At 46.1% G+C, this 24,584-nt stretch carries 23 protein-coding genes; 8 read left to right on the top strand and 15 right to left on the bottom strand.

Translation table 11 applies throughout. The annotated features are described in order from the left end of the window. The first annotated feature begins 143 nt into the window (after nucleotides 1-143). The 6 genes from LEP1GSC047_RS09655 to LEP1GSC047_RS09630 all read left to right on the top strand — a co-directional run bounded on the left by LEP1GSC047_RS09655 (nucleotide 144) and on the right by LEP1GSC047_RS09630 (nucleotide 5,793). Nucleotides 144-2,129: a FapA family protein gene (locus LEP1GSC047_RS09655; protein ID WP_010418744.1), complete on the top strand. Its 1,986-nt coding sequence runs from the start codon at nucleotides 144-146 to the stop codon at nucleotides 2,127-2,129. Nucleotides 2,130-2,135: 6 nt separating this feature from the next. Then, nucleotides 2,136-2,501 carry a hypothetical protein gene (locus LEP1GSC047_RS09650; protein ID WP_039934595.1) on the top strand — a complete coding sequence of 122 codons (366 nt, stop codon included), beginning with the start codon at nucleotides 2,136-2,138 and terminating at the stop codon, nucleotides 2,499-2,501. Between the two features lie 69 nt (nucleotides 2,502-2,570). After that, the gene (locus LEP1GSC047_RS09645) at nucleotides 2,571-3,785 is read left to right on the top strand and encodes a hypothetical protein (protein ID WP_010418749.1); all 1,215 of its coding nucleotides are present in this window, start codon (nucleotides 2,571-2,573) and stop codon (nucleotides 3,783-3,785) included. After that, entirely contained in the window at nucleotides 3,786-4,067 is a 282-nt protein-coding gene (locus LEP1GSC047_RS09640; RefSeq protein WP_010418751.1) for a DUF370 domain-containing protein, read from the top strand. 2 nt (nucleotides 4,068-4,069) lie between these two features. Continuing rightward, on the top strand, nucleotides 4,070-4,633 hold the full coding sequence (gmk, locus tag LEP1GSC047_RS09635; RefSeq protein WP_010418752.1) for a guanylate kinase: 564 nt from the start codon (nucleotides 4,070-4,072) through the stop codon (nucleotides 4,631-4,633). A gap of 212 nt (nucleotides 4,634-4,845) precedes the next feature. Then, nucleotides 4,846-5,793 (top strand): DUF3089 domain-containing protein, encoded by a 948-nt coding sequence (locus LEP1GSC047_RS09630; RefSeq protein WP_238325555.1) that lies wholly within the window; start codon nucleotides 4,846-4,848, stop codon nucleotides 5,791-5,793. A 40-nt stretch (nucleotides 5,794-5,833) separates the two neighbouring features. Here LEP1GSC047_RS09630 and LEP1GSC047_RS09625 read toward each other — a convergent pair whose 3' ends face one another. The 8 genes from LEP1GSC047_RS09625 to fliF all read right to left on the bottom strand — a co-directional run bounded on the left by LEP1GSC047_RS09625 (nucleotide 5,834) and on the right by fliF (nucleotide 13,061). After that, entirely contained in the window at nucleotides 5,834-6,226 is a 393-nt protein-coding gene (locus LEP1GSC047_RS09625) for a TOBE domain-containing protein (RefSeq protein WP_010418758.1), read from the bottom strand. Continuing rightward, nucleotides 6,226-6,867 carry a periplasmic-type flagellar collar protein FlbB gene (locus LEP1GSC047_RS09620; protein WP_010418761.1) on the bottom strand — a complete coding sequence of 214 codons (642 nt, stop codon included), beginning with the start codon at nucleotides 6,865-6,867 and terminating at the stop codon, nucleotides 6,226-6,228. The genes LEP1GSC047_RS09625 and LEP1GSC047_RS09620 overlap by 1 nt, the downstream gene beginning before the upstream one ends. A 5-nt stretch (nucleotides 6,868-6,872) precedes the next feature. Further along, nucleotides 6,873-7,043 carry a hypothetical protein gene (locus LEP1GSC047_RS21635; RefSeq protein ID WP_020988708.1) on the bottom strand — a complete coding sequence of 57 codons (171 nt, stop codon included), beginning with the start codon at nucleotides 7,041-7,043 and terminating at the stop codon, nucleotides 6,873-6,875. After that, the gene (gene fliJ, locus LEP1GSC047_RS09615) at nucleotides 7,024-7,596 is read right to left on the bottom strand and encodes a flagellar export protein FliJ (protein WP_010418763.1); all 573 of its coding nucleotides are present in this window, start codon (nucleotides 7,594-7,596) and stop codon (nucleotides 7,024-7,026) included. Before fliJ ends, LEP1GSC047_RS21635 begins: the two co-directional genes overlap by 20 nt. Before the next feature lie 3 nt (nucleotides 7,597-7,599). After that, entirely contained in the window at nucleotides 7,600-8,964 is a 1,365-nt protein-coding gene (locus LEP1GSC047_RS09610) for a FliI/YscN family ATPase (protein WP_010418766.1), read from the bottom strand. A gap of 501 nt (nucleotides 8,965-9,465) precedes the next feature. Beyond that, complete coding sequence (gene fliH / locus LEP1GSC047_RS09605) at nucleotides 9,466-10,389, bottom strand: flagellar assembly protein FliH (RefSeq protein ID WP_010418769.1); 924 nt, start codon at nucleotides 10,387-10,389, stop codon at nucleotides 9,466-9,468. Between the two features lie 3 nt (nucleotides 10,390-10,392). After that, nucleotides 10,393-11,361: a FliG C-terminal domain-containing protein gene (locus tag LEP1GSC047_RS09600; RefSeq protein ID WP_010418772.1), complete on the bottom strand. Its 969-nt coding sequence runs from the start codon at nucleotides 11,359-11,361 to the stop codon at nucleotides 10,393-10,395. Beyond that, nucleotides 11,361-13,061, bottom strand: coding sequence for a flagellar basal-body MS-ring/collar protein FliF (gene fliF, locus LEP1GSC047_RS09595; RefSeq protein WP_010418774.1), 1,701 nt, complete (start codon nucleotides 13,059-13,061; stop codon nucleotides 11,361-11,363). The genes LEP1GSC047_RS09600 and fliF overlap by 1 nt, the downstream gene beginning before the upstream one ends. Nucleotides 13,062-13,247: 186 nt before the next feature. On the opposite strand from fliF, the gene LEP1GSC047_RS09590 reads away from it, so the two are divergent. Further along, nucleotides 13,248-13,967, top strand: coding sequence for a TrmH family RNA methyltransferase (locus tag LEP1GSC047_RS09590; RefSeq protein ID WP_010418777.1), 720 nt, complete (start codon nucleotides 13,248-13,250; stop codon nucleotides 13,965-13,967). A gap of 20 nt (nucleotides 13,968-13,987) precedes the next feature. Here LEP1GSC047_RS09590 and LEP1GSC047_RS09585 read toward each other — a convergent pair whose 3' ends face one another. The 6 genes from LEP1GSC047_RS09585 to LEP1GSC047_RS09560 all read right to left on the bottom strand — a co-directional run bounded on the left by LEP1GSC047_RS09585 (nucleotide 13,988) and on the right by LEP1GSC047_RS09560 (nucleotide 21,964). Continuing rightward, nucleotides 13,988-15,103 (bottom strand): M23 family metallopeptidase, encoded by a 1,116-nt coding sequence (locus LEP1GSC047_RS09585; protein ID WP_010418780.1) that lies wholly within the window; start codon nucleotides 15,101-15,103, stop codon nucleotides 13,988-13,990. Further along, nucleotides 15,100-16,119: an N-acetylneuraminate synthase family protein gene (locus LEP1GSC047_RS09580; RefSeq protein WP_039934766.1), complete on the bottom strand. Its 1,020-nt coding sequence runs from the start codon at nucleotides 16,117-16,119 to the stop codon at nucleotides 15,100-15,102. Before LEP1GSC047_RS09580 ends, LEP1GSC047_RS09585 begins: the two co-directional genes overlap by 4 nt. A 130-nt stretch (nucleotides 16,120-16,249) precedes the next feature. Then, nucleotides 16,250-18,199: an LTA synthase family protein gene (locus tag LEP1GSC047_RS09575; protein ID WP_010418785.1), complete on the bottom strand. Its 1,950-nt coding sequence runs from the start codon at nucleotides 18,197-18,199 to the stop codon at nucleotides 16,250-16,252. A gap of 80 nt (nucleotides 18,200-18,279) precedes the next feature. After that, on the bottom strand, nucleotides 18,280-20,379 hold the full coding sequence (feoB, locus tag LEP1GSC047_RS09570) for a ferrous iron transport protein B (protein WP_039934764.1): 2,100 nt from the start codon (nucleotides 20,377-20,379) through the stop codon (nucleotides 18,280-18,282). 44 nt (nucleotides 20,380-20,423) lie between these two features. Further along, on the bottom strand, nucleotides 20,424-20,666 hold the full coding sequence (locus LEP1GSC047_RS09565; protein WP_010418791.1) for a FeoA family protein: 243 nt from the start codon (nucleotides 20,664-20,666) through the stop codon (nucleotides 20,424-20,426). Continuing rightward, on the bottom strand, nucleotides 20,663-21,964 hold the full coding sequence (locus LEP1GSC047_RS09560; protein WP_010418794.1) for an ABC1 kinase family protein: 1,302 nt from the start codon (nucleotides 21,962-21,964) through the stop codon (nucleotides 20,663-20,665). Before LEP1GSC047_RS09560 ends, LEP1GSC047_RS09565 begins: the two co-directional genes overlap by 4 nt. 203 nt (nucleotides 21,965-22,167) lie before the next feature. Between LEP1GSC047_RS09560 and LEP1GSC047_RS09555 the strand changes: the two genes are divergently transcribed. Further along, nucleotides 22,168-24,171 carry a helicase gene (locus tag LEP1GSC047_RS09555; RefSeq protein WP_010418796.1) on the top strand — a complete coding sequence of 668 codons (2,004 nt, stop codon included), beginning with the start codon at nucleotides 22,168-22,170 and terminating at the stop codon, nucleotides 24,169-24,171. A gap of 50 nt (nucleotides 24,172-24,221) precedes the next feature. Here the strand turns inward: LEP1GSC047_RS09555 and LEP1GSC047_RS09550 are convergent, their stop codons facing one another. Beyond that, nucleotides 24,222-24,494, bottom strand: coding sequence for a hypothetical protein (locus LEP1GSC047_RS09550; RefSeq protein ID WP_020988595.1), 273 nt, complete (start codon nucleotides 24,492-24,494; stop codon nucleotides 24,222-24,224). Between the last annotated feature and the right edge of the window lie 90 nt (nucleotides 24,495-24,584).

Raw genomic sequence — 24,584 nt, 5'->3', positions numbered from 1 at the left:
CTCCCTCTATCTTCGGCGATGCGAGCGAAAAATAGCTAGGATTGCTCGCGGAATAAGGGTCTAACGCTTGGAGGGGATCGCGGAATGATAGCAAAAGGTCCAGGCTCGACGCGAAGCCGGCCGACGTTTCCGGGTAAAATGATATGTCATCCTTAACTTCTTTCTTAAAAGACCAATCCAAGGAATTAGATCGGCTCCAAAAGGAGCAGGTGGAAGTTATTGCCGAAACATTAGAAAAATGTGTTCAACTTGCGGCTTCTCACCTTCGGAAAAAAAACCACGAGATCGATTATATCGTATTAAAGCGCGGGAAAAAGAAGCTCTTCGGCTCCGAACCTTGGCATATCCGGGCCTCCATCATTCCGGAAGACAATTTTCTGGACGAACTTTCCGAGTTGGATCAAAAGCTTACGGGCGGATCCGGTAAATTAGTCTCCAAGGATCTTAAGGAGTTCCTACAGCCGAAAGATAGGGACGGCCATATTTTAGTGCAAATACTCCGCAATGGAGTTTATCTGACCGTCTTTCCTCCCTCGGGAGAAGGTAGGGCCGTCGAACTTTCGGAAGTCTCTAAAAAATTATCCGTTAGAGGTATCGATCAGGTTGATGACGGTCAGATCCGGAAGTTGGTAAAGGAAGCTAATGGAGAACCGACCTATATCTCCAACATGAAAGCTCGTCCGGGAATGGAGGCTAAGCTGATCTTGGACGTGGCTATGGATCGGATGAAGGCGAAAGTAACCTTAATTCCACCCAAGCCCGGTGGCCGAGATTTAGAGGTTCGTGACGTGGTCAACTATCTCAAAAATGCAGGCGTTAAATACGGCATCAAGGAAGATGAGATCCAACGTCGTCTCGAGGAAGAATTCTATAACCAAGCCTTTACGGCTGCGGAAGGCGATCTGCCTATCAACGGAAAAAATGCCACGATCATCTATCGTGTTCGCACTCAGAAGAACGTCGTATTCCGCGAGGACGAATCCGGCCGCGTCGACTATAAGGATATGGACCTCATCGAGAACGTCGTAGTCGGCCAGTTGCTGGCGGAAAAGGTTCCTGCAGAAAAAGGGAAATATGGTCGCACTCTATTTAATGAACTCCTACCAGCCAAAGACGGATTGGATACCGAGCTGAAGCAAGGAAAGGGAACTATACTTTCCGAAGATAGAACCAAGCTTACTGCGGAAGTGAACGGACAAGTGGTCTACGCCGCCGGTCGCCTCTCCGTGGAGACGGTATACCGGGTAAACGGTGACGTGGGAATTAAAACCGGAAACGTTACTTTCCTGGGCTCGGTTATTATTACCGGCAATGTGGAAGATAATTATTCGGTCAAAGCCGCGGGGAACATCGAGATCTATGGAACCGTACAAAAAGCGAATGTAGAAGCCGACGGGGATATCATTATTAGGCAAGGGGTTTCCGGACGTGACGAGGCTCGCATCGAATCCACCGGCGGAAACGTGATCGCTAAGTTTATACAGAACGCAACCGTTATTACGGAGAAAGACGTAATCGTACAGGAAGGGATTCTGCACTGTTTTATTAGTGCCGGCGGCAAAGTAGTTTCGAACGGGAAACGGGGGCAAATTGTAGGAGGAACGATTCGAGCTGCGGAAATGATCGCCGCGAAAGTAATCGGCTCTTCCGCCAATCCGCCTACGGAACTCGTGGTAGGAACCGATCCGAAAGTCTTGAAACAGATCGCCGACTACGAGGAAAAGCTGACGGAAAACCGGGGCAAATTCGAGCAACTTACAAAAAGTCTTAAGACCTTGAAAGCGCGGAAAGAAAGCGACCCGGCCTCGTTTACTCAGGACCATGAACAGCAATTGGCCAAGACGGCTAAAGCAGTCGAGAAACTGGAAACTAGAGTTCGAGAATATGAAAACGAGATCCAGAACCTTCAAAACTATATGGAAGATAAGGCCGCCAATGGTAAGATTTGTATTGAAAAGACTTTATACGGCGGCGTAACCATCAAAATTCGTAATTCCGACTTTAAGACTCGAAACGAAATCAAACATAAGACTTTCGTCGAGGAAAACGGCGCAATTAGGCAAGTTCCATACCAAGACCCGGAACCCGAGAAAAAAGACTGGAGAAAAAATCGAAGTCGGGTAAAATAAGAAGCCATGAGGCTAAATGAGCCCTTGCTAGGATATGGCGCCGCTACTGACATCCTTCGTCGGACCATGGTGGAGCATCCGCACACTCTGACAAACGTAATCGCCCAAAACGAAAAGGCGGTACGGGAGTACAATATCGATAAAAAATATGCGGTGCAGATGTATGCGGAAACGTTTTCGCTTTCTCCCGAGTATAGAGAAAGATTGAGAACGGCGTACACTCAAAAGATCGGCGAGATCGAAAAGGAAATTCGTTCGTTTAAGGGACCTCGTCCCGAAGGCGGCAAGGACAAAATCGTCTCCTATGATAAGTCCGGAAGAAAGATAGAATACAAAACCGCTTCCCGCTCATCATTGGATATGATAGCCTAGGAAAAACGCGATCATCTAAAAATCCGCTCGGAGGAATGTTGTTGGAAACCCTCTCCCGAGGTTGGAAAGATGGAACTCTTTGCCGTATTTTTTTTAAACATAGTTCTGGGTGTAGGTTTATACATCGGGATCACCGCTCAAGTCACGAAGCGGATTCGTACTCATATGATTCGTCGCATCAACGAAGAAGTCCGGACTCTCGTAGACGAAATTCAAACCGAAGCCGAAAATCATATCGAACTCTTGAATTCCAAAGTTCAGGCATATAAGATTCTAGTTCAAAAGACGGATTCCCTGGAAGAAACGTTACGATCCATTCTTAGAAAGGTCGAAGAATTGCCGAATCGAGTCGTGGAAAAGGTTACTATCGATCCGGTAGAGAAGGCGGGCGCTAGTACGGAATTTGAAAGCGAGCCGGAACCGGAAATTCATTCGGAAGAAATCGTTTCCTCTTCGAATAAAGTCGACTGGGAAGAGATCCCGAAATCCGCAGAGGCCGCGTTTAGGGACGAATACCTCACTTTGATTCGCGAGAAACAGAAAGAATTAAAAAAATCTCAGGATCCTTTGGAAGAGAAGCGTAGCGTATTGACTTCCAAAGCCGGAACGGGTGTCGGACACTTGTATAAACAAAATCTTCCGGAAGAAGTTCCCGCGACTTCCGACAAAAAGCCCGGGACCAAGACTACTAGACTCGAAAACCTCGGGACTGGTGCTCTCTCGGATCAGGATTCCGGAACGATCGGAACTCTCAAAAATTTCGGGAAAAAAATCAAGGATGCTCTAGGCTGGAAGGATCCGGAAGAACTATTGGCGTCTCCGTCTCCGACTCGACCCACTCAACCGATTTACAATCCTAGTTCGACGTTCGATATTTCTTTGGACGGAGATCCTTTTAAAGAAGGGAGCTCACTTCCGTCGGAGTTAGGAGGAACGGGAAGTTTAAAATTCCAATCCGGTTATAAAACCGGATTCGGATCGATGGATGCGGGAACTCCTTCCAACGTGAAAATTCGAAATAACAAGATTCCCGTTGAGCAGGATTTCGGAAAACTCTTAGAGAGGAAAATTTCCGGCCGAGAACCGCAAAAACCCGATATCGCAAAAATTTCTCCGGAAGCGATCTTAAAGGATTTACCCGGCGAAACGACGAAGATAGAGAAAGTAGTTTTCCTCTTGAAAAAAGGGTACTCTCATGCGGATATTTCGGAAGCGCTGGATCTGGCTACCGGCGAGGTGGATATAATTGAACGATTCAGACTTGAAAGAAACCGGAGGGTTTAGATGTCTCAATTCAGCGTCCTGAACGTTGGTTTCGGGAATATTGTGATGGTCTCGAAGATCGTCGGCATTATTCATTCCGACTCCGCGTCCGCGAAACGGATTCGAAACGAAGCCAAAAGTAATAATAGTTTAATAGACGCTACCCAGGGAAAGAAGACTCGGTCCATTATAATCACAGACTCGAACCATTTGGTTCTTTCAAACCTTAGAGTGGAAGCCTTGACTCGCAGAATCGAAAGCAGGGATAATTCGATCGCCGAGGAAGAGGAAGAAAAAGACTGAAATTGTCGGCGAAGTTATTTGTTCTTTCCTCCGTAGCGGGCGGAGGTAAATCCACTCTGATCGATCGAATTCGCGAAAAGCATCCTGAGATCGCTTTTTCCATTTCATGTACGACTCGGCCTCCGCGTCCCGGAGATCGGGAAGGCGTCACTTACTTCTTTTTGACCAACGAGTCGTTCGAACGGGGAATTCAAGAGGGTGAATTTCTAGAATGGGCCCGAGTCCATGATTTTTATTACGGAACGCCTCGAAAGTATATCGAAGAATGTTTGTCGGAAGATCGCTCCGTTATCATGGATCTTGATGTGCAGGGAGCGGCGCTCGTTAAGGAAAAGTTGAAAGACATCGCCGTTACTATTTTTATTCTTCCTCCGAGCGAAGACGAATGGGAAAAAAGACTTAGAGGACGCGGAACAGATTCGGAAGAGAGTATCGCTAAGCGAATTCGAAACGGCAAATTGGAATTGGCGAGAAAAAACGAATTTCAATACATTATCGTTAATGACGATTTGGAAAAGACCGTCGCGAAGTTGGAACATATCCTTTTTTCCGGATCGAAGCCTTGACGAAGCGAATTTTCCGCGGGAGCTTTTTCCCTTTTCCGGAACTTGACCGAAAATCGGAGTCAGGGTAGCTTTGGCGAATGAAATTTCTAGGAAAGTTACAGGCCGTTTTCCGGTATTCTAAACTTCGTCGATTTCTTTCATTCCTTTTGGTGCCCGTTTTGTTCTGCGGAATTTCCTGCTTATTCTTACTTAAACCTAAAGAAACTATCGAAATGAGTAATCGATTAGTTCCTCCGGATTACTCCGATCCGAAAGATTGGGCTTCTCATCCGGATAAAATCGACCCTGCGGATGATGTGCCCAGGAATTCGGGGTTTGCGGATCGACAATCCGAAGCGAAAGCGGACGTATTTTTCATACATCCGACCACGCTCATTATAGGCGGCAAATACTGGAATGCGGATCTTGCGGATGAAGGTTTAAATAGTAAGACCGACAAGGGACCCATTCGATCCCAGGCGAGTGCGTTTAACGATTGCTGTAAAATCTATGCGCCTCGTTATAGACAGGCGACGTTTTATGTTTTTGTGGAAGAGACTCCGCAAGGAACGGAGGCTATCGATTTTGCCTACGCCGACGTCAAAAAAGCGTTCCTCCATTATATAAAAAATCTGAATAAAGGTCGTCCGTGGATCCTTGCCTCTCATAGCCAGGGGACGAGACACGCTACCCGACTTCTGAAGGAAGTCATATCATCTTCCGATTATAGGAATAATTTGATTGCAGCCTATGCGATCGGATTTCCGTTTCGTGCCGAAGAAGTAGGACTTCCTGCCTGCGAATCGGCGGAATCTACGGGATGCGTAATCAATTGGAATTCGTATAAATGGGGGAAAACGCCGAATCGACTCGTGGATCGCTTTCGCGCTTCCTTATGCGTAAATCCTCTTACATGGACGAACGATGAAAAATACGCGACTAAGGAACGAAACTTAGGCAGTCTTCCGATAAGCTTCGATCGAATTTTACCGGCGATTGCGGATGCAAAATGCAACGAAGGTATTCTTTGGGTTCATGAACCGGATAGTAGAGGATTTCCGGCAATCGGCAGGGACGATACCTATCATCTGGTCGACTATCATTTATTTTATTCGAATATTCGACAAAATGCAAAGTTCCGAGTGGAGAAGTTTCTCTCTTTAACTTCCGGAGCCAAGTAAACTAAAAGACAGAATGTTGCCAACTACCTAAAATCGAAGCTCAGTTGGAGCAATAAGGTTGTTCGACGACTATGGAAGGCATATCTGTACGCTTACCGTCCAATTCGAACTTTTTATTTTTTAGATAAAATCCGCATACTTCCACGTAAGCGCCTACGTTGACCCGGCTAATTAATCCCGAATCATCGGAATCTAACACGACCGGTTTGCCGGAAAATTGAAGTACGAATCGTACGGAATTTCCTTTGTATAGAACGTGGGAAACATTGCCAGACAATCGGACCGTTTCGCCTACCGCCTTGGAAGGATTTCTGACTAAGTCCTCTCCGCTCACGTATTTTGCCTTTTTTCCTTTCGCAGCCAGGGAAACGGTGCACAAAAGCAGAATCAGGAATATAAAAAATATCCGCACGGGTTTTCTGTTAGAGTTCATTACAATTCCTCGGATTCAGGTGAAGATTCCGGCGCTCGAATCGTATCGGAGCGGGATAACCACTTATTCGTAATCGTAGCTCTTCGTTCCGCCGGAAACAGAGTCAGTAAATAAGTCGTAATCGTTTGGCGTCCGTCTTGTTCGGCATCCTTATCCATTTGAATGAATACGTCGATGATATCCTTATCCGGCCAGTTGGTAAGCATTTGAACCGCGTTGTCCGGAGGCATATTCGCAACCTTGTCGGCAAGGACTTTGACCAGTTTTTCCCTGCTATTTTTTTCGGCTTCGGCGGACTTTAATTCTTTTTCCTTCGTCGTGAGTCCTCGTTTTAACTCTCCGATTTTTTCCAGTTCCGCATCCAGACGTTCCCGCTCTTTCTTTATTTCTTCCTCTTTTTGCAGGATCTCATCCCTATCTTTTGCAAGCCTCTCCATCTCCTTTCGGAATTCGAGTTTTTCCAATTCCGACGGGGATTCCGCATCGGCATTGACCAAGCCCGGTTCTTTCTTTAGAAACGGAAAGAATTCGGACGCATCGATAATCTGGAAATAATCGAACGCAAAAAAACCTATGAGTAAGAGAAAAAGTATTAGTAAAACGAGATAAACAGCTCGTGCTTTATCGGTGAGGCTTGCCATAATCCTTAAACCCGGATATCCAATCTCGATCCGGAAATCCTTTTTTCCAATTGGTCCGCTTTAGTTTCAAGGTCGGTTATTTTCTCTCTTAGGTTAACCATCGAACTTACGACCGGGTCCGACTGGGCGGTTTTTTTCACTTCCAGAAAGGGTAGTTCACTTTTTAAAGCGCTCATAAAGTTTTCTGAGCTCAGAAAGTCCCGCATCTTCCGTACCGGTCCGTTCGACGCTTCCCGTATCGTAGGTAAATACTTTCGGATCCCTTCCAGTTTCTTGAATTCCATCCCTCGCCTCCCGTTGTTTCCTAAAATATCCGACTAAGAAGAGTTCTTCAGCCTCGACTTGTTCGCCTTTCTTATAACGTTTAATGTATTCCGCAAATCGCTTCTCCTTGAGGAGCTCCATTACCTTTTTATCCTTTCTGGCTTCGGTCACTTCCGCCCTTTTTTTGGATACTGGCTCGTCGTAAGAACGGATTTCTTCGAGTAGTTCCGTATTGCGGGTCAGCAGCTGGCGAATATAAGTTTGCATATATGAATATTCCCGTAAGCCGGAACTCCCTTCCAAAGGTGTGGAAGCGAGGCTATGAATCCTGGACTCGTTCTCTTCGATTTCAAGGTTACGAAGATTGATTTCCGCTACTAGTTCGGATAACTCTTGGAGCTTCTTATCTTCCGCAATTTTTCGAAGACGAAGCACCGGATCCAGTCGAAACCTAAATCTCTTCATGGATTAAAATTCCTCCTCCTCCCGTTCTTCCCTTAGGATATCCCTAAGTGCGCTTAAGGTCTGAGGAAACGGACTTTTTTCGAACAGCTTTTGCCGAAGGAAGGTGTCGATCTTTTCTTTCTTCCGAATCGCTAGATCTACTTTCGCGTCCGAACCGCGAACATACGCGTTAAGAAGTATTAATTCTTCGACCGAATTGTACATCGAAACTAATTCACGTATCATACCGGCCCTCATAAAATGATCTTCGTCGGTAATCGATTGCATTACCCGGGAAAGAGATCCTGGGATATCGATTGCGGGGTAATGGTTACGCTCGGCGATTTTTCTGGATAAGACGATATGACCGTCTATATAACCTCGAACGGCGTCGGCCACCGGATCTTCCATTTCATCGGTATCCGTAAGAATCGTATAAAAGCCGGTGATGCTACCGCCTGCTTTGGATGTTCCGGAACGCTCGACCAACCGGGCTAGTTTACTAAAAACGGAGGAACTAAATCCTCTGGTTATCGGAGGCTCGTGATTGGAGACTGATATTTCCCGGTTTGCATGAGCAAATCTAGTAAGGGAGTCCATCATTAAGTTGACATGAAGTCCTTGCTCTCTGAAATACTCCGCAACAGAAGTCGCGAGAAGGGCGCAGTTAACCTGCTCCATTTTAGGGGAATCAGAAGTTGCCGCAAAGACGACAGATCTGGCAAGGCCTTCCTTTCCTAAGTCCCTCTCTATAAATTCGTTCACTTCTCGACCGCGCTCACCGACCAAGGCGATTATGTTTACGTCCGCGTCGGTGAAGCGGGAGATCATTCCTAAAAGGCTGGATTTTCCCACACCTGAACCCGAAAAAATTCCCAATCGCTGTCCGCGACCGACCGTTAAGATCCCATCGATCGCTCGGACTCCGGTTAGTAAGATATCGCGAATGATCGGGCGATCTAAAGGATTGATACTTTCGCCCTCCGGAGATTTTTCGTCGGAAGTGATGATTAAACCTTTCTTATCGATCGGTTTTCCGACTCCATTTAATACCCGCCCGAGGAGTTCCTTGCCTACGGGAACGGTAAGGCGGCGACCGGAAGAAAAAACGAACGCGTCCGGATAGACTCCTTCGACGGGGCCGAGAGGCATCAGAGTGTAGACATGATTTTCGAATCCGACGATTTCGCATTGAAGATAGCCTTCAATGCCGGCTTTTTCGACGTCCATGATTTCGCCGATCTTCGAATCGGGAGGTCCCTCCGAATAGATTACGTTTCCGGCGACTCGAACGACTCGACCCGATTTACGGATTGTCTCGGTTCGATCCAGGATGAGGAAATACTTGGAGATGACGTCGACCTTCTCGTAAAATTTCTTCTCAATCATTCTAGCGGAACCGGGCCTATGAATAGGTTTACGGTAGGAAAAAAATCCTCTAAAGTCAAGTTATAATGTGAATATAATAGAATTATGTCGCACAGTATCCAGCCTAAATAACTTAGAATGAAACCGAGGGACAGAGATCTGTGGGAGCTCCCACTGATTCCATTTTGAAAAACTTCTTGTCGAAGGAGTAATTTTGTGGTACGAGATTTTTCCACCGCTTCGCTCCGGCCCCCACCCAAAAAGGGCGGGGTTTATTAAGTAAATTCTACTCTACGGTTCACAGAGGACGGAAGGCAGAACATTGATGAGCCGGGTTTCCATCTTCCCGAGAAAAATTTCTGTGTAAAGGGGATCTTTCCTCTACTTCTGTAACTTTTCCAACCTCGAGCAGCTACTGTCTTCAGACCTCTGTCCTCTGTAAACCGGAGAAGAGATTCCCCGTACCCGGCCCCCTCGAAAGGAGACCGGGTAGGAGAGTAGGGATTGGACGTGAATGGTAGATTATATCGGCTCCGCATTTCGGATGGCTTCTTCGATTTCTTTGAGCTGCGTGGAAATTCGGGCGTCGATTGCACCGACATCGGTTTCGATAATGACTCCGCCTCTGTCCACGCGAGAATCTTCGTAAATATTGACTTTTCGTAGAGACTCCATGAGTTTAATGAGTTCATCCTTGTGCGCGGTGGTGATCTCGAGATCGGCAAAGTTAACTCGAATGTCCACTCTATCCCGATCTTTGATTCTTTTGAGAGCCTCTCTGATATTATTTAACACGATTTCTTTACGTTCGATGATTTCGTCTTTGATGATCTTACGCGCAATGATCAGGATCATTTCGACCATTTGCTTTTCCGAGGCCTGGATCAATTCGGCCCGAATATCGATGGCTTTCCCGACGATAGTCCCTAAACGATCGATCAGTCTTCGAACCTCTCCTTGGCCTTTTCGGAAACCGACTTCGCGACCCGCTTCAAAGCCTTTCAGGTAGGCCTCATGCTCGATTTCGGCCGTCTTCATTTCGGCCTCTTTGATCATCCTCTCGGCTTCCATCTTGGCCCGTTCCAAGATTTGCTCCGCTTTTGCTTTCCCGGAGTCCTCGTCTAACTTGATTTTCTCTTTCGAGTCTTGGATCATTTGGAAAGCTTTTTTACGGCCTTCTTCTTCGATTTCTTCGGCTTTCCGGCGGGAATCTTCCAGCATCTTCTTGATGCTTTCTTCCGTTTCTTCCTTATAGCGGTTTAGCTCCGCCTCGATCTCTTCGATTGAAGGACCTTGGTATTGCTCGATAATGTTTCCTTCCTGATCGACTTCGAACTCTTCGGCGTCTTCATCCCGATGAAATTTTTTATACTTATCCGGTATTTGCAGCTCGACCTGATCCTGCATGTCGGCGATTTGAATGGGTTTAAAGACGAGTTTGGCCATAGTTCAGACGTTTCTCCGGAACTTGATTCTTCCCGATTCTACGGAATCCCTGAAGATTTCAAGAACACCGTTTTGGGCGGTTTCGATCTCCGCTAGGGAAATCGGTCCCATCGAATCTTCTTCTAGCCGGACGATTGAAACCAGAGACGGTTCCATCCTTTCTAGGAGTTGCGCTCTGGTTTCAGGTTCGGTTCCTCGAAGGGCAACGGCGACCACGATCGGGTGAATATCTGAAAGAAATTTATTCAGATTCTCCCGATTTAGCTCTAGAAAATCTTCCATCCGAAAGAAGTGTTCGTTTATATTTTCGGCAAACGCAGGGTTCTTTTCGCGTATCCTAGTGAATAATTTCCGAGAATCTTGCGGGTCCATTTTGCCCAACAAGTCCGCGGCGCGTTTTCCCATTCTGTCTCTTACCGGAGTGCTTATCCCAGGATGCTTTATTGCCTCTTTTTTAAAGCGTAGAAATCGCTCCAGCGAATCCTTTCCGGATTCGGAGGATAAATCCAAATCTCGAATTTGGAGCAGAATGTTTTCCTGAAGCTCGTACGGGAACTCCTCCAAGACGCGAGCGGATACATCCGGATCCGCAAAGCAGAGAATGAGCGCGATTCGATCCGGTTCCTCGCCTGCGACGATTCTGGATAATTCCTCCTTATTAAACTCCTTTAGCTCGTTAAGCCAGTCGGGTTCGGTTGAAAGTCCGTCTTTAAGAATGGATTCCAATTCTTGGATGAGGGCGAACGTGTCCTTATCCAATCCTTCTTTCGGAACGGAAGAAATCCCTTCCAGGAAAGAACCCAATAATTCGCGTTCCTCTTTGGCATCGAGCTTTCCGCTTTTATGAAAGCTCTCTAAGAGTCTACTCGTATCCTTGGGACCGAGGTGACGAAAAACTTCCGGGGGAAGGTGCTCCCCCAGAATTCGGAGGAGGCGACCCGCCCGGTTCTTATTACCGGACAGGGATTCCATTAGGTGGCTTCCTCTTCAGATAACCAAGTACGTAGAAGCTGAGCAACCTCTTCCGGTTTTTCCTTGGAAAGGTTGATTGCGTTCTCCAGAAGTTCTCTGCGTAGTTTTTCGTCGAGAGAAAGTTCCACTTCCGCACTACCGTCATCCATAACTCGGAGCGCTGCTTCCCGCATCATTTGTTGCATTGCGGCAAGTTCTTCTTCGCGGAGTCTGCGGCGTCTTGCGATTTCTTTTTTGATCGCTCTGTAGATTAGGACGGTGAGAATCAGGAAGAGAATGATTACGAGAGAAGCGATAACCATTTGTCGGATCGCTTTTTGCTTTTTCAGCTCCTCGTCTTCGGCCGCAAATTGTGCCGATCTATCCTTGGGAATGCTGATGACGGAGATTTGATCCCCTCTTGCTTTATCGATCCCGACCGCCGCTTCTAGGTTCTTGCGGATCGTCCTTAGATCGTCGTCGGAAACCGGTATATAAGTTCTATCGTACCCTGTTCCGTCTTCTTTTTCTTTTTTGGTCCATTGCCCGTCGATGACCACCGAAAGATTGACTTTTTCGATTTTCCAAGGTTGCTTTTGGACTTCGCTTACCCGACGGTTAAATTCAAAGTTATTGATATTTTCGGTTTTCTTATATTCCGCTTTTTGGTAGTCGGTGTCTTTGTAGCCTGGCGGAAGATTAGGCTCGGTTCCTGCCGGACCGTCGGGAGTGAAGCCTCTTCCATTGAATTGTTCGCTGGTTTCTTTCGAAGAGACTTTTAGGCTATACCCGTCGACTATTTTCAGTTCCGAATAAGGAGTATTGGGATCGTCGGGTCTTTCCACAACGGGCGTAACGGTATTGTCCTTGTAGGATTCCTTGTCCCAGTTGAGCATATATTCGAAACGCGTAATATCCACGCGATCTTCTCCGCCCAGATACCAGCGCAGAGTGTTTCTAACGTCGATTAATCTTTGGATCCTTTGCTCTTCCTGAATCCGCAGTTTTTCTTGCACGACTCTGAGTTCCAATCTTTCTTTTTCGAGATCTTCCTCGAAATCGGAGATGATTTTCCCGTCCGCATCCGCGACGACGACGTTCTCCGGTTTTAATTTAGGCACAGCTCTTGAAACTAAGTTTACGATTCCTTTTACTTCTTTCTTTGACATTCCGTCGACGCCCGGGATGAAATGCAAAATCACGGAGGCTTTTACCGGGGAAGCGTTGGAACTGAATAATTCGTCCTCAGGGATCGCGATGTTTACGAATGCCTTGTCGACGGGACGTAAGGTCATCAGAGACTGCTCGATAGCTCCCTTTAAGGCCCTATATTTTTTGATATCTTTGTCGAATTGAGTCTCGGTGAATTTCTCGACGTTGAATAATTCCCACCCTTGAACACCGGCCGGAATCAGGTTCTCTTGGGCAAGCTTTGTGATGATTTCCTGTCTTTGTTCCGGATCCACGCTGACTACGCTGGTGTCCGAGGTCCCGTATTGGTATCCCATGGAGTCCAGTTTCTTAGTGATTTCCGCAAAATCCTTGGACGTCATGTCCTTGAATAAAATGATCCTATTCTTTTGGGAAGAGACGGTCGCTAAAAGTCCGACGGCTATTAAAACCGTTAAGGCGACACCACCCAGAATCAGTTTCTTGGTCATATCCAAGGAGCCGACAAACTCCTTAATATTATTTAGAATCTTTTGCAATTGCTCGGGCATATTTCTTCACCACCGACAAGATAGGGGACATAATAGATTTTCGGAAACAAAGTACAATCCCTTTTTAAAAAAACTTTAGAATTTTTTTTCTTACGTTCTAGATGTATAGTATTGTTTTCCTTTCCCTAGTTCGCGATGGACTTGTCCGTTTAGATCTTTCTTGCATATGTTGAGAATATGCGGCCAATGATTGAATTCGAGGAAGTTCCTAATCTGATGGAGGCGCGAGCCCTCAATCGATACTTCGCGGAGATGTTATCCGAGTCTCGACGCCGAAAAATCGAGGAAGTTCTCTCGTTTCGCACAAAGTACTTAACAATTGTATTGGAGGATATATTCCAACCTTTTAATGCTAGTGCAACGCTGAGAACCTCCGAATGTCTCGGTTTAAGCGACGTGTATGCGGTTGAAAATCGGAATTCATATAGACCGAATGCGGGAGTAGCCAAGGGAGCTCAAAAATGGTTGAGAATCCATCGTTATCAATCGATGGGCGAGGACAATACGAGGTTTTGTCTCCGTCATCTGAAAGAATCGGGATATAGAATCGTCGCGACATCGCCCTGGGGGGACGGGGAAACCTTTCATTCGCTTGAGAGCCTGCCCTTGGATCGACCGACGGCGGTGTTATTCGGAGCCGAAGAAATCGGTCTTTCTGCAATCGCCTTATCCCAGGCAGATCTTCACCTACGATTACCGATGTTCGGATTTACCGAAAGTTACAATCTCTCCGTAACGGTAGCGATAGTTCTCTCTCATCTGATTCCTCGCGTGAGAAGGGAAGTCGAAGGCTGGGAACTGACCGAGGAAGAAGCCGTTCATTTACGCAATTTTCTATATAAGAAAACGATTAATAACGGTCCGGTTATCGAGACGGAATTTTTACGCCGCTTAAGAAAATCTTAGTTCGTAATTCTATTTCGGATCTATTTTACGAGAAAGTCGGAACGTGAAAAGAAGAATTGGAGTAATTTCCTCATTTGCGGCCCGGAAATGCCGGCTCCCAGATATTCTCCGTCTACCCAGATCTCGAAATGTAAGTGAATATTTTCGTCGGATTGTTTCGCTTCCCCGATTAAGCCGGAGTTCCCGGCAGTGCCGATTTCTTCACCTGCCTTCACTTTAGAGCCGATCTCGAGTCCTTTTTTAATCGAGGATAAATGATTGAATGAGGACATCACTCCGTTTCCATGATCGATCCAAACCTGCCTTCCTCCGAAATCCCTCTCTACATAAGTGACTCCGTTTTTTTGGGCCTGAGAGGAATGATACTGAAATTCGGGTACGGTCATAGGGACGTAATTCAAATCGGCACGCACGATGATCCCGTCCCCCGGAGATATTAGAGAATCGGAAAAGGTAAGTCTCCTCGGGGTTCCGTCTTTTTCCTTTTTGAAATAAATATCCAAACCTTTGTGGATCCCATTTCTATATTCTCTAGGCGCGCCCGGTAGCTGGGCTTCCTTAGGGGGGAGCAATCCTTCCGGAATCGGATACATATAACCGGTCAGTCGCCGCGGCACCTCGTTTAAAGGAATATCGTTTAGTAGAATTTTGAATTCGCTGATTACGATGCTTTTGTCTTCTTTCTTCGGAAAATAAATTCGAACCAGGGAGGCGTCCATCGGAGGAATGCGATGAGTGTTTATTAACTCCACTCGCTCGTTTCTGAAAATCGTTTTCCACGTTTCCTGATACAATACTTGAATTTCATACTCGTCCACGGAGCGTTTACCTCGAAAGACGGGGACGACTAATTCGATCCCATTGATGAGTCGTTTGGATCCGAAATCGACGGTTATCCATTCAGGATGCGGTCCGGACGAGGAATACCAATGGGTCTTCGGGTCCGAATCGAAAAGATTGAATGCCCCGTACTCTTCATGAAAGATCGAAGAAACCGAATAAGAAAACGGGGCAACCAACAATCTTCCGAAATCCAGGTAATCTATTTCGGAGCCTAACGAGCCGAACGTTTTAGGAGCGGCATCAATCCGAAAAGAGAATAAGAATATCAGGAAATAATAAACTATCCGCTTCATGCTTTGGCTTTGAACGCGTCTCCGGGATTTATCGCCGCTCCATCCGAAAGCAATGAATCGGCTTCTTCGATTTTCCATGAATCAAGGTAGGTCGCGTTTTCCTGGCTCAAATCGGGTCGTAGCGCGATAGGATTTCCGTCCTCCCCGAGATACAAGGATCGGCGTCCGAAAAATCGTCCCGCTTTCTCTTCCGGCTGAACGATTTTTTTTCTTTCGCCTCTCATTTCGAATGCCAGCCGAGCGTTTTTTGCGTACGTGGAAAATTCCACAGGATCTACCGAGATAGTATGGTCGGGACCAGGGAGACTTTTATCCAGTGTAAAATGCTTTTCTAATGCAGTTGCGCCCATGCTGACCGCTAACGCTCCGGCCAACGTCCCTCCGGTATGGTCCGAAAACCCCAACGGCCCCGGGAATAGATGTCGGTAATAAGATAATGTTCTCAAATTCGTCTTTTCAGGCGGGGTGGGATAAAGGGATACGCAATGAAAGAGTAATAGATCCTTTACTCCTTGTTGTTCTAAAAATTCCAAGGCGCGCAACACTTCGAATCCCTCGGCCGCACCCGTTGAGAGAAAAATCGGGAGCTTCGTGGAGGCGCATTTTTCCAGTAGTTTCTTATTTACGATGTCCCCGCTTGCGATTTTTAGCGCGGCGACACCGAGAGATACCAACAGATCGACGCTTTTAGAATCCAATGGCGTGGAAAAGAAAAATAATCCCTCGTCTTCCGCGGTTTTTTTGAATTCCCGATGCAGAGTTTCGGAAAGTTCGTACTGTTTGAAAATATCCACCAAGACTTTCGCTTTGGGATTGGAAACGTCTAGGAAGTCCTGCGTGCGATAGCTTTGAAATTTCACCGCATTCGCGCCCGATTTTTTGGCGGCCTCTATGGATCTTTTTCCGATCTCCGAATCCGCGTTGTGATTGAGCCCGATTTCCGCGACTAGAAACGGAGGAGTATCGGGGCCGAGTTCTTGTCGATGATCCAATTTAAAATGTTTTGAAAATACCATTCCTATATACCTGAAAGTTCGTATTTTAAAGATCGGTTCTTTTTCCGTTAGAAAACCGGAATTTCTACCTAAGTACATCCGATGAAATTTTCGGAAAGCTAAGGATCAGAAAATTTAGACTCGTTTTTGCCTATTTTTCCTTAGGCGGATAAATCGAGTTCGAATTCAAAAGTTCGTAGCTCAAATTAAAGAACGCTTTCGCTTTCGTTTCGTATTCATCGCAAATGGATCGGGACGATTCGCAGAAATTCGTTTTCTTTTCGGGCGGGAACGGAGTCGCGTCTCTTACGTCCCCGTCGGTGAATCGATAGAAAGATAGACCTCTCTCGATCCAACCGATCACGCTCGAGAAGGCAAAATACGCCCTTCCTTGTTCCTGATCCGAAAGTAGATCCCGGCCCATGGCCGAGAATTTTAGTTTTTTCCCGACCAATCCCAATATGGTCGGCAGTACGTCTAACTGGGAGGAAATTCGATTGTCGATTCCGGGTTTCACGAGTTTAGGAGAATACAGAAGCAACGGAATATTTCTGTCCTCATACGGATTTAGATTTCTATGATGCGTGTGGTCGGCCACGAAAACGAATATCGTATTGTCGAAGTAGGGAGATTTGCGTACTTTCTCGATAAATTTACCGAGCGCCCAGTCGGAATAATGATAGGTGTTAAAATAATCGTAGTCCTGAACCGAATTCGGAAAAATCTCGAATTCCTTCTCCGGCACTTCGTACGGATAGTGAGTGGTCAATGTGAGAGATACCGCGAGGAAAGGGGGTTTGGTTACCGACATTCTTTTTTGAAGTTCATCCAAAACGTCTTCGTCGAAGTATCCCCAAGCACCGGAGGTATATTCGTTTTTCTGCCGCATTTCTTCCCGTCCGACAATGGATTCAAAGCCCCAATGCGGAAACAGAAAACTCATGTTATCGAAGCCGATATCGCCGCCATGCACGAATAACGTATTATAACCCGCTTGCTTCAATACGGTTCCAAGTCCTCCGAAATTACCTAGAACCTGATGCGTGCGAATGACGGTAATTCCGGGCCTGTCCGGAATGCCGGTGAGAACGGACAAAAGACCGTTAGTCGTCCTTCCTCCCGTGGCGAAGAAATGAGGGAAATATTTGCCCTTCGAAATTAGGGAATTAAAATTAGGAGTCAATTCCTTCCCTCCGACGAGACCGGTCCCGTTTGGGCGGATAAATTTTCCCGTCCAACTTTCGAGCAGAATAATCACTATGTTCGGAGGAGTTCCCTGTCTCGTTTCCTTCGTTTCCCGTAAAATCGGATATCGATCGTCGGTGAAATTCGCTCCCGGATAATCGATTTCTTTTTTAACGATCGCGAGGGATTCGGAATGGGAGAGTCTTAGGTTCGGAGAGATCGCCGTGGACTTTAGGTCCATCAAAGTGGTAAACACTCCGTTCAGGGGGAGGTTATTTAAGAATCCGTTTTGCGAATGAATCGCCTCGGTCGAACGTAACGGCCGGGATTGGATACCTCCCCGAAACAGCAAAAACACGACCAAAATCGAAATCGGGATCTGAATCAGTTCCGCTTTCTTATTCTCTGCGGAGAATCGGTAACCGTTCCATTTTACGAACGACCAGATGAATAAAGGGAGTCCGAAAAAAATTATAAGGAGGCCGCTTACGACTAATGCCGGCGTGTTTTGCAACGCTGCGGTAAGAATTACGAAAAAATCTTTGCCTAAAAATACGAAACCCTCGTAGCCTAGATGCTTATTCGCTTCCCCATAATAAATCGTATCACCGATCAGATGTCCGAACATCCATAGGACCAGGATAATCGGGGGAATGCCCCAGATATAACGATAGAATTTCCAACGATTGCCGAAATAAAAACCGGAAAGAAGCCAAAAGGGACCTACGGTGATCGCAGTTACCGAAAGATCGAAGCGGACTCCGATCAAAAACGAAAGTAATACTTCTCCCCAAGGTGAGTTATCGATCTTACCGAAATAGAGTAAAAAAAGAACGATTCGAAATATCGTTAAAAGTGAAAAGATTACCGCGGAATAAAAGCCGATGATTTTAAGATTTGGCGGGATTCGCTTCATTCAATTTTCCAAAAAAGATGACCGAGGGTAGTTTTACAGGACATATCCGCGAAACGTCAAGGATAGATTTTGAATCCTTACTAGCTCCATCCGACCGCTTTGCCGACCTGAAAAACGATAAAGGAGGATACATATGCTAGAATCGTCATATACCCGAATAGGAAGAACGGCCAAAATAAGGAATTCGTTTCCCGTTTTACTACCGCTAGTGTGGACATACATTGGCAGGCGAAAGCGAAGAAAACGAGTAGACTTAAAGCGCTGGCAAGACTCCATATCGGCTTTCCGGTTTGAGGATCCTTATCGTTCCGCAATGCGCTACGCAAATCTTCCTGCTCGGCCTCTTCCCCCTGGACACCGTAAATGATGGAAAGAGTCGAGACCATGACCTCCCTCGCCGCAAAAGAGGTAATCAAACCTATACCCATTTTCCAACCGAAACCGATCGGCTTTAGAATCGGCTCCATCGCTTTGCCCAAATGGCCGGCATACGATTCGGATATTTGCAGCGATTTGGCCTGATGCGGCGGCAAATTCTCGATCTTCGATTCCTCCACTCTGGGATAATTCGCGAGAAACCAAAGAAGGATGGAAATGGAAAGTATGACTTTTCCTGCATTCAATAAGAATGTTTTAATTTTCTTATATACCACTATGAAAAGGCTTTTAACGGAAGGAATATGGTAGCGCGGGAGTTCCATCAGAAAGTAGGAGGGTTCGGATAGGAAAAAAGCTTTTTTAAAAATGAACGCCGCCGTCATGGAGGCGATTATTCCTAATACGAAGAGTCCGAACAGGACGAGAGCTTTTGTCTGGAAGATTCCGAAAATGGGCCGGTCCGAGAACACGGTGCCGATGACCAGGATATAAACCGGATACCTTGCCGAGCAAGTGATCAAAGGAGACACGAGGATCGTGGTAATTCGATCCGCTTTGTTTTCTATCGTTCTTGTACCCATAATAGCGGGAACTGCGCAAGCCGCCGACGAAAGCAACGGAATGAAGGATTTACCCGATAATCCGAATCTTCCCATAAAGCGGTCCATTACGAAGGAAGCCCGCGCGATATACCCGCTTTCTTCCATGATTCCGATAAAGAAGAAGAGAAGACTGATTTGCGGAATAAATACCAGAACGGCGCCGACTCCGCCGATGGCTCCTTCCTGGACGAGAGATCGAACGGGGCCTTCGGGTAAAAGACTTCCCGCAAAAACGGCTAACGCGCCCACCTGGGTTTCTATCCAATCCATCGGAATTTCCGACCAGGCGAAAAGCATTTGAAATACGAACGCCATGATCCCAAGAAACGAAACCAATCCCCAAATCGGATGGAGCAGAATTCGATCCGCGAATCGTAAAACACCGCCGGTCGCATTTTCCTGGCCTAAAAGAGCGCGGGATAATAATTTCTTGATCCAAAAGGATTTTTGAACCAGCTCATCCCGATAGGAGAAATTCAATCCGGCCTTCCTCCATTCTTCGGTCACCAATATTCTGGCGTCTTCGGGCAGATAAGAGAGTCCCGGAATTCCGGTTAAAAGTTTTTCTCCCGACAATTCCTTTAACGAATTCTCTAAAACGAAACGAAGCGCTTCCGTATCCGTGCTCGTCAGACGAGAAAGAATCGATTCCAGGAATCGTTCCCTCTTTTTATCCCATGCGAAGGAAGTCGAGGGAATACGGAATGAGGAGGCGTCAAACAAGGCTTCCTTCAGCTCCTGGGTCCCGTCTCCCGTTCTCGGATTGATAAAAAGGAATTTAGTTCCGAATGCTTTGGCGAATGGATTTAGATCCAACTCTAATCCCTTTTTTTCCAAGGCATCTCTCATTGTGACGACGACTAACGTGGGGACTTTAAGAGAAGCGACTTGCAGAAGAAATTGAAGCCCGCGCTCTACGGCGACTCCGTCCAATACGAACAGAATTCGATCCGTCACTTTGCGGGAAAGGAGCATTCTAGTGGTGACTTGCTTATCCTCGGACTCTCCCCCTAAACTATAGGCTCCCGGGAGATCCATCAATCTAGCTGTAGCGTCCCCAAAGTGAATCGTCCCTTCGGCTTTTTCCACGGTAACACCCGGGAAATTTCCCGTCTTTTGTCTCAATCCGGTTAAGCGATTAAAAAGCGTAGATTTACCGCAGTTAGGATTCCCTGCCAATAGAATCCGGAATGAATCCATGTGGGCCTTCCTTCCATCCCGGAGGGTTTCCTTTTCTAGAACTTTCACTTTGATTCCTCTAATTCCAATAATTCCGCCTCGATATTTCTTAAGGCTAACTGGACTAAACCGATTTTTACGATTATTTTATCTTGGCTAGGATATTTAGCAAGTATCTGGAGCTTTGTTCCGGGGAGAAACCCCATATCCAATAAATTGCGAACCAGGCCTTCTTTTCCGGGGAGTTCCCGTAAACCCGATAGAACGGGCGAATCGCCGGGCTCTAATTCGAAAAGGGTCTTTTTCATCGGATGAATTTTTCTCTATCCCTTATTAGATCGATATCCGGAGCGAACGCCTTCACATAACGATCGAAGTACAGAATTTGTTTGATTAAAAGTCCGAATTCTTTAGGAATCTTGAGGCCGTTTCTTTGGGCTAGTTCCCTAAATTCGAATAAGATTGCGTTCAGCTTTTTCTCATCGAAAGCCTCTAATTCTCCCATTTGAATCCCTAGGACCATCTCACTCATTTCACCGAAAACTTTTTCGAGGTCTTTTGCCAAGCGCGCTTCGTCGACGCCCTGCGCCGTCGAATCCATGAGAATCAAACCGCTTGCGATTCTGGCGGCGCGATTCGTTGCGAGACCTTCCAGGAAAATCATCAATCCTTCCCATATTTTAGGAGAGATTCTGCCGACAATTCCGAAATCGATAAAGCCGACCGTTCCATCCCTAAGGATCATTAAATTTCCTGCATGAACATCGGCGTGAAAAAAGCCGGATCTAGATAGCGTAGAGAACCAAACTTCCAATGCGTCGGATAGGGTCTTTTGCGGGTCTTTAGAATATTTTCGAAGAGAGATCTCGTCGGTAATCGGGGCACCGTAGAATCTCTCCATGACCAATATTTTCTTGGTGCTTAAATTATGATAAACTTTAGGAACTCTGGCTCTGGTTTCTCCCAGCGCGAGAAGCGCCCTTTCGAATTCCTCGATATTCTCGGCTTCCTTATAGAAATCGATTTCTTCGAAGATGGAAGCCTGGAATAACTTCATCATATCGGAAAGTCCGGAACGACTGAGACCGGGCACGAAGATTTCAAAAACGAGACTGGCTAGATAGAGTAAATTTAGATCCGCTCCGAGAGCCGACTCTATGTCGGGTCTTTGAACCTTGATGACCACATCCAGGCCTTCTTTGGTAACTGCCGAATGAACTTGAGCGATGGAAGCCGATGCAAGAGGAATTGGATCGATGCTTAGAAAATGATCCTGGAGCTTTCCTCCAAGCTCTTTACGGATCACTTTTTCTACTTCTTTAAAGGAAATAGGGCGGACGGAATCCAGGCATTTTTGCATTTCCGTAACGATTTCTTCCGGGAAGAGAGAGGGAGCCGAGGCAATAAATTGCCCGAGTTTAATATAAGTCGCCCCCAATTCTTCGAAGGCTTCCCGTAAACGCAGTGGGAGGTCCTTAGATGTGCTTCCGCCTACGGCTAGGTCTTTCAAAAGCAATAAGGTCTTAGTCGAAAAGACGAAACCGCTCGATATCATTCTCGCAGCTCCACCCAATCCGAGGCGAAGGTTCTCAAGGAATCCGGCCATACGGTTCCAAATTAGAAGCGAAGGCTAGGAGGACAATCTAAATCGAAAGGCCGACTAGATAGTTACGGGTTTTTCTCCCAAAAACCGACTGTGGAATGGTCAGGCGAATCTTTCCTGAACCGAGGAGACCAAGACTGTATTTTGGTTTACGAATCAGTCAAGAATTAGAGGATGGCTCTCGAGCGATTAATTCGGTCAACGGTATGAGCGGCGAAACAGTTTTGTTACAAGAACTCGAGAAACTCGAACTTAACGACTTAAAAAAGATCGCCGCACTTTGGAACATTCCTAAGCCGCCATACAAGGAAAAGAATAAAAATCTTAAGTTCTTGTACGACACATTTCTAGATGAGTTTTATCTAAAAGGTGTTCTGGAGAAGCTCACAGTCCTCCAAGTCAATATTTATACCGCGATTCTTAAAAACAAGAATGTCCTAACGCTAGGTGAGATTTCACGGAAAGTGAATATTCCACCGATTAATGTCGAGATGGAATTGAATCTTCTGCGGAAGTATCATCTGGTTTATCAGCGTAAAAATCGCGAACGTCTTACCAATAATTTAGACAAATATCACGCTTTCGACGAGTTGTCGGATCTTGTCCCCTTAGACCAAAATCTAAAAGGGGATAAGTATAAGATCAGTATCGAGAAACTTCTCGATCATAAAAAACTGACCGATATATCGGCAGAATGGAAAAAGGCCGTAAAGGCGCCTTCTAAGCTTGATACGATCCGTAAGTTCTATGCCCATGCGACCACACCCGAGGCTTTTGAGAACGCAATTACCTCTCTTTCCGAATTGGAAAGGGACACTGTCGTTCGCATTTATCTGAGCGGGGGAGTAGCGGACGCGGACGATATCCGCAGTTTCGTGGTTATGAATCGCGGAAAATACGAAGTAATCGTTCCCGCCTTGATCGAAAAGGGTCTGGTCGCGGATGTTTGTTTTGTAGAGGAAAAATTCGTACGAGTTTTCGCTCTTCCCGAAGAATTATTAAAATATATCCAGCACAATCCGATTCTTCCTTCCGTTAAGAAAGGAACTCGTCAGCGTCAGGAAAAGTCCGCCACTAACGAGTTGGACTTCTTCTTAAATACTAAGAAACTCCTATCCTATATCAGTCGAAAAGGCTTGGTTCTCGCAAAATCGGGAAAAGTGAAGCAAGCGGATCACAAGAGAACCGAGCAGGAACTACTGAATCCCGATATCAGTATCTTTCCGGAAAAAAGCCAAATCTATCAAATGGAACTCATTCTTCCGATATTGCGCCTACTGAATTTGGCGGATATCAAGGGAGAGAACATCATTCTCAGAGGCGACGTGGAAGGCTTCTTGAAGAAGGATATTTTCGAAATCATGAAGCTCGTGATTCATGAAGTCAACGAAGCCAGAATGAAGCGCATCAATCCTCCGGAAGTGTTCCAGCCGACCGAGATGCCTTTTTACGATAAGATGATTTTAGACAAGTGCGTGAACTTGATCATCAAATCCAAACGCATTCATTTATCCGTGATTTTCTCGACGATTATTCGCGATCATTTGATCATGTCTCCCGGATTTAGGACGAAGAATTTTCAAACCGATTTAGCGGACCTGCGCAAAGAGATTATGAGCGCTATTTTCTACCTGCACTTATTCGGTCTCTTGGAAGTCGAGTATCCCAACCGCTTTCTCGCCTTATCTAAGTTAGGCGAATACTTCTTCCAGACGGGGGAATTGACGAACGCAACCGAGAAAGGCGGTATCACTATAAATCCCGACTTCTCGGTAATTGCCTTCCCCGAAAAAGTCTCTACGAACGGCATTCATTTGCTCAAGGCTTTCACGGAGCTCAAGGATTACGATCGAGTTTATACGTTTGTCCTAACAAAAGAGGCGTATCAGCTCGGAATTCTACTCGGCTATAAACCGTCTGAATTTATCGACTTCCTTAAGGCCTCTAGCAAGGCGGAGTTGGCACAAAACCTTCTTTTCCTTTTGGAAGATTGGGGAGGGAACCTTCCTGTCGTGGAAGTTGCGGAAGATTGCGTACTCGTGAGAACGAAAGATCAGAACGTAATGGAATTACTTTTAGGCCAGATAAAAGGCAAGAAGATCGTTCTGGATGAAATCGGCCCGAACGCGGTTCTGGTCGATAAAACCAGAGTGCAGGACGTAATCACGGTCGCCGAAAAGCTGAATCTGATCATCAGATTAACCCGTTAAATCTCGATTGAATCGTTGCTCGAATCTCGAACCGATAATTACCTTCGAGATTATTCGGTTACCACTTTTATTTTGGTTTTGAAATCCCATTTACGGAACGGAGCCAGCGCCTGGAGGCGCTCGTCGCTGACAAAGAAAAGTCCCTCCCCGTATTTGACAAGACCTCCCTTATAATGGGCGTATTTGGTTTTATGGTCAACCAAACCGATTTCTTTCACTTTGTTCCAGTCGTCGCAGGTCTTGAGAGTTGGAACTCGTCTAAGGTATAACTCTTTGATTACGCTGTCCTTAACCGAGTCCCGGAGAATCTTTTCCCATTCCATATATGCGCAAATTACAAGCAATTCACTAAAAATCAAGGAGTTTACTTTCGTTTTGTAAACTCCGAAATCGCAAGGCCTTATTAGAATTGC

It is taken from the genome of Leptospira inadai serovar Lyme str. 10, from assembly GCF_000243675.2.
GTDB lineage: Bacteria > Spirochaetota > Leptospiria > Leptospirales > Leptospiraceae > Leptospira_B > Leptospira_B inadai.
Note: the sequence above shows the minus strand (reverse complement) of the source record. Positions and strands in the feature narration are given on the sequence as shown.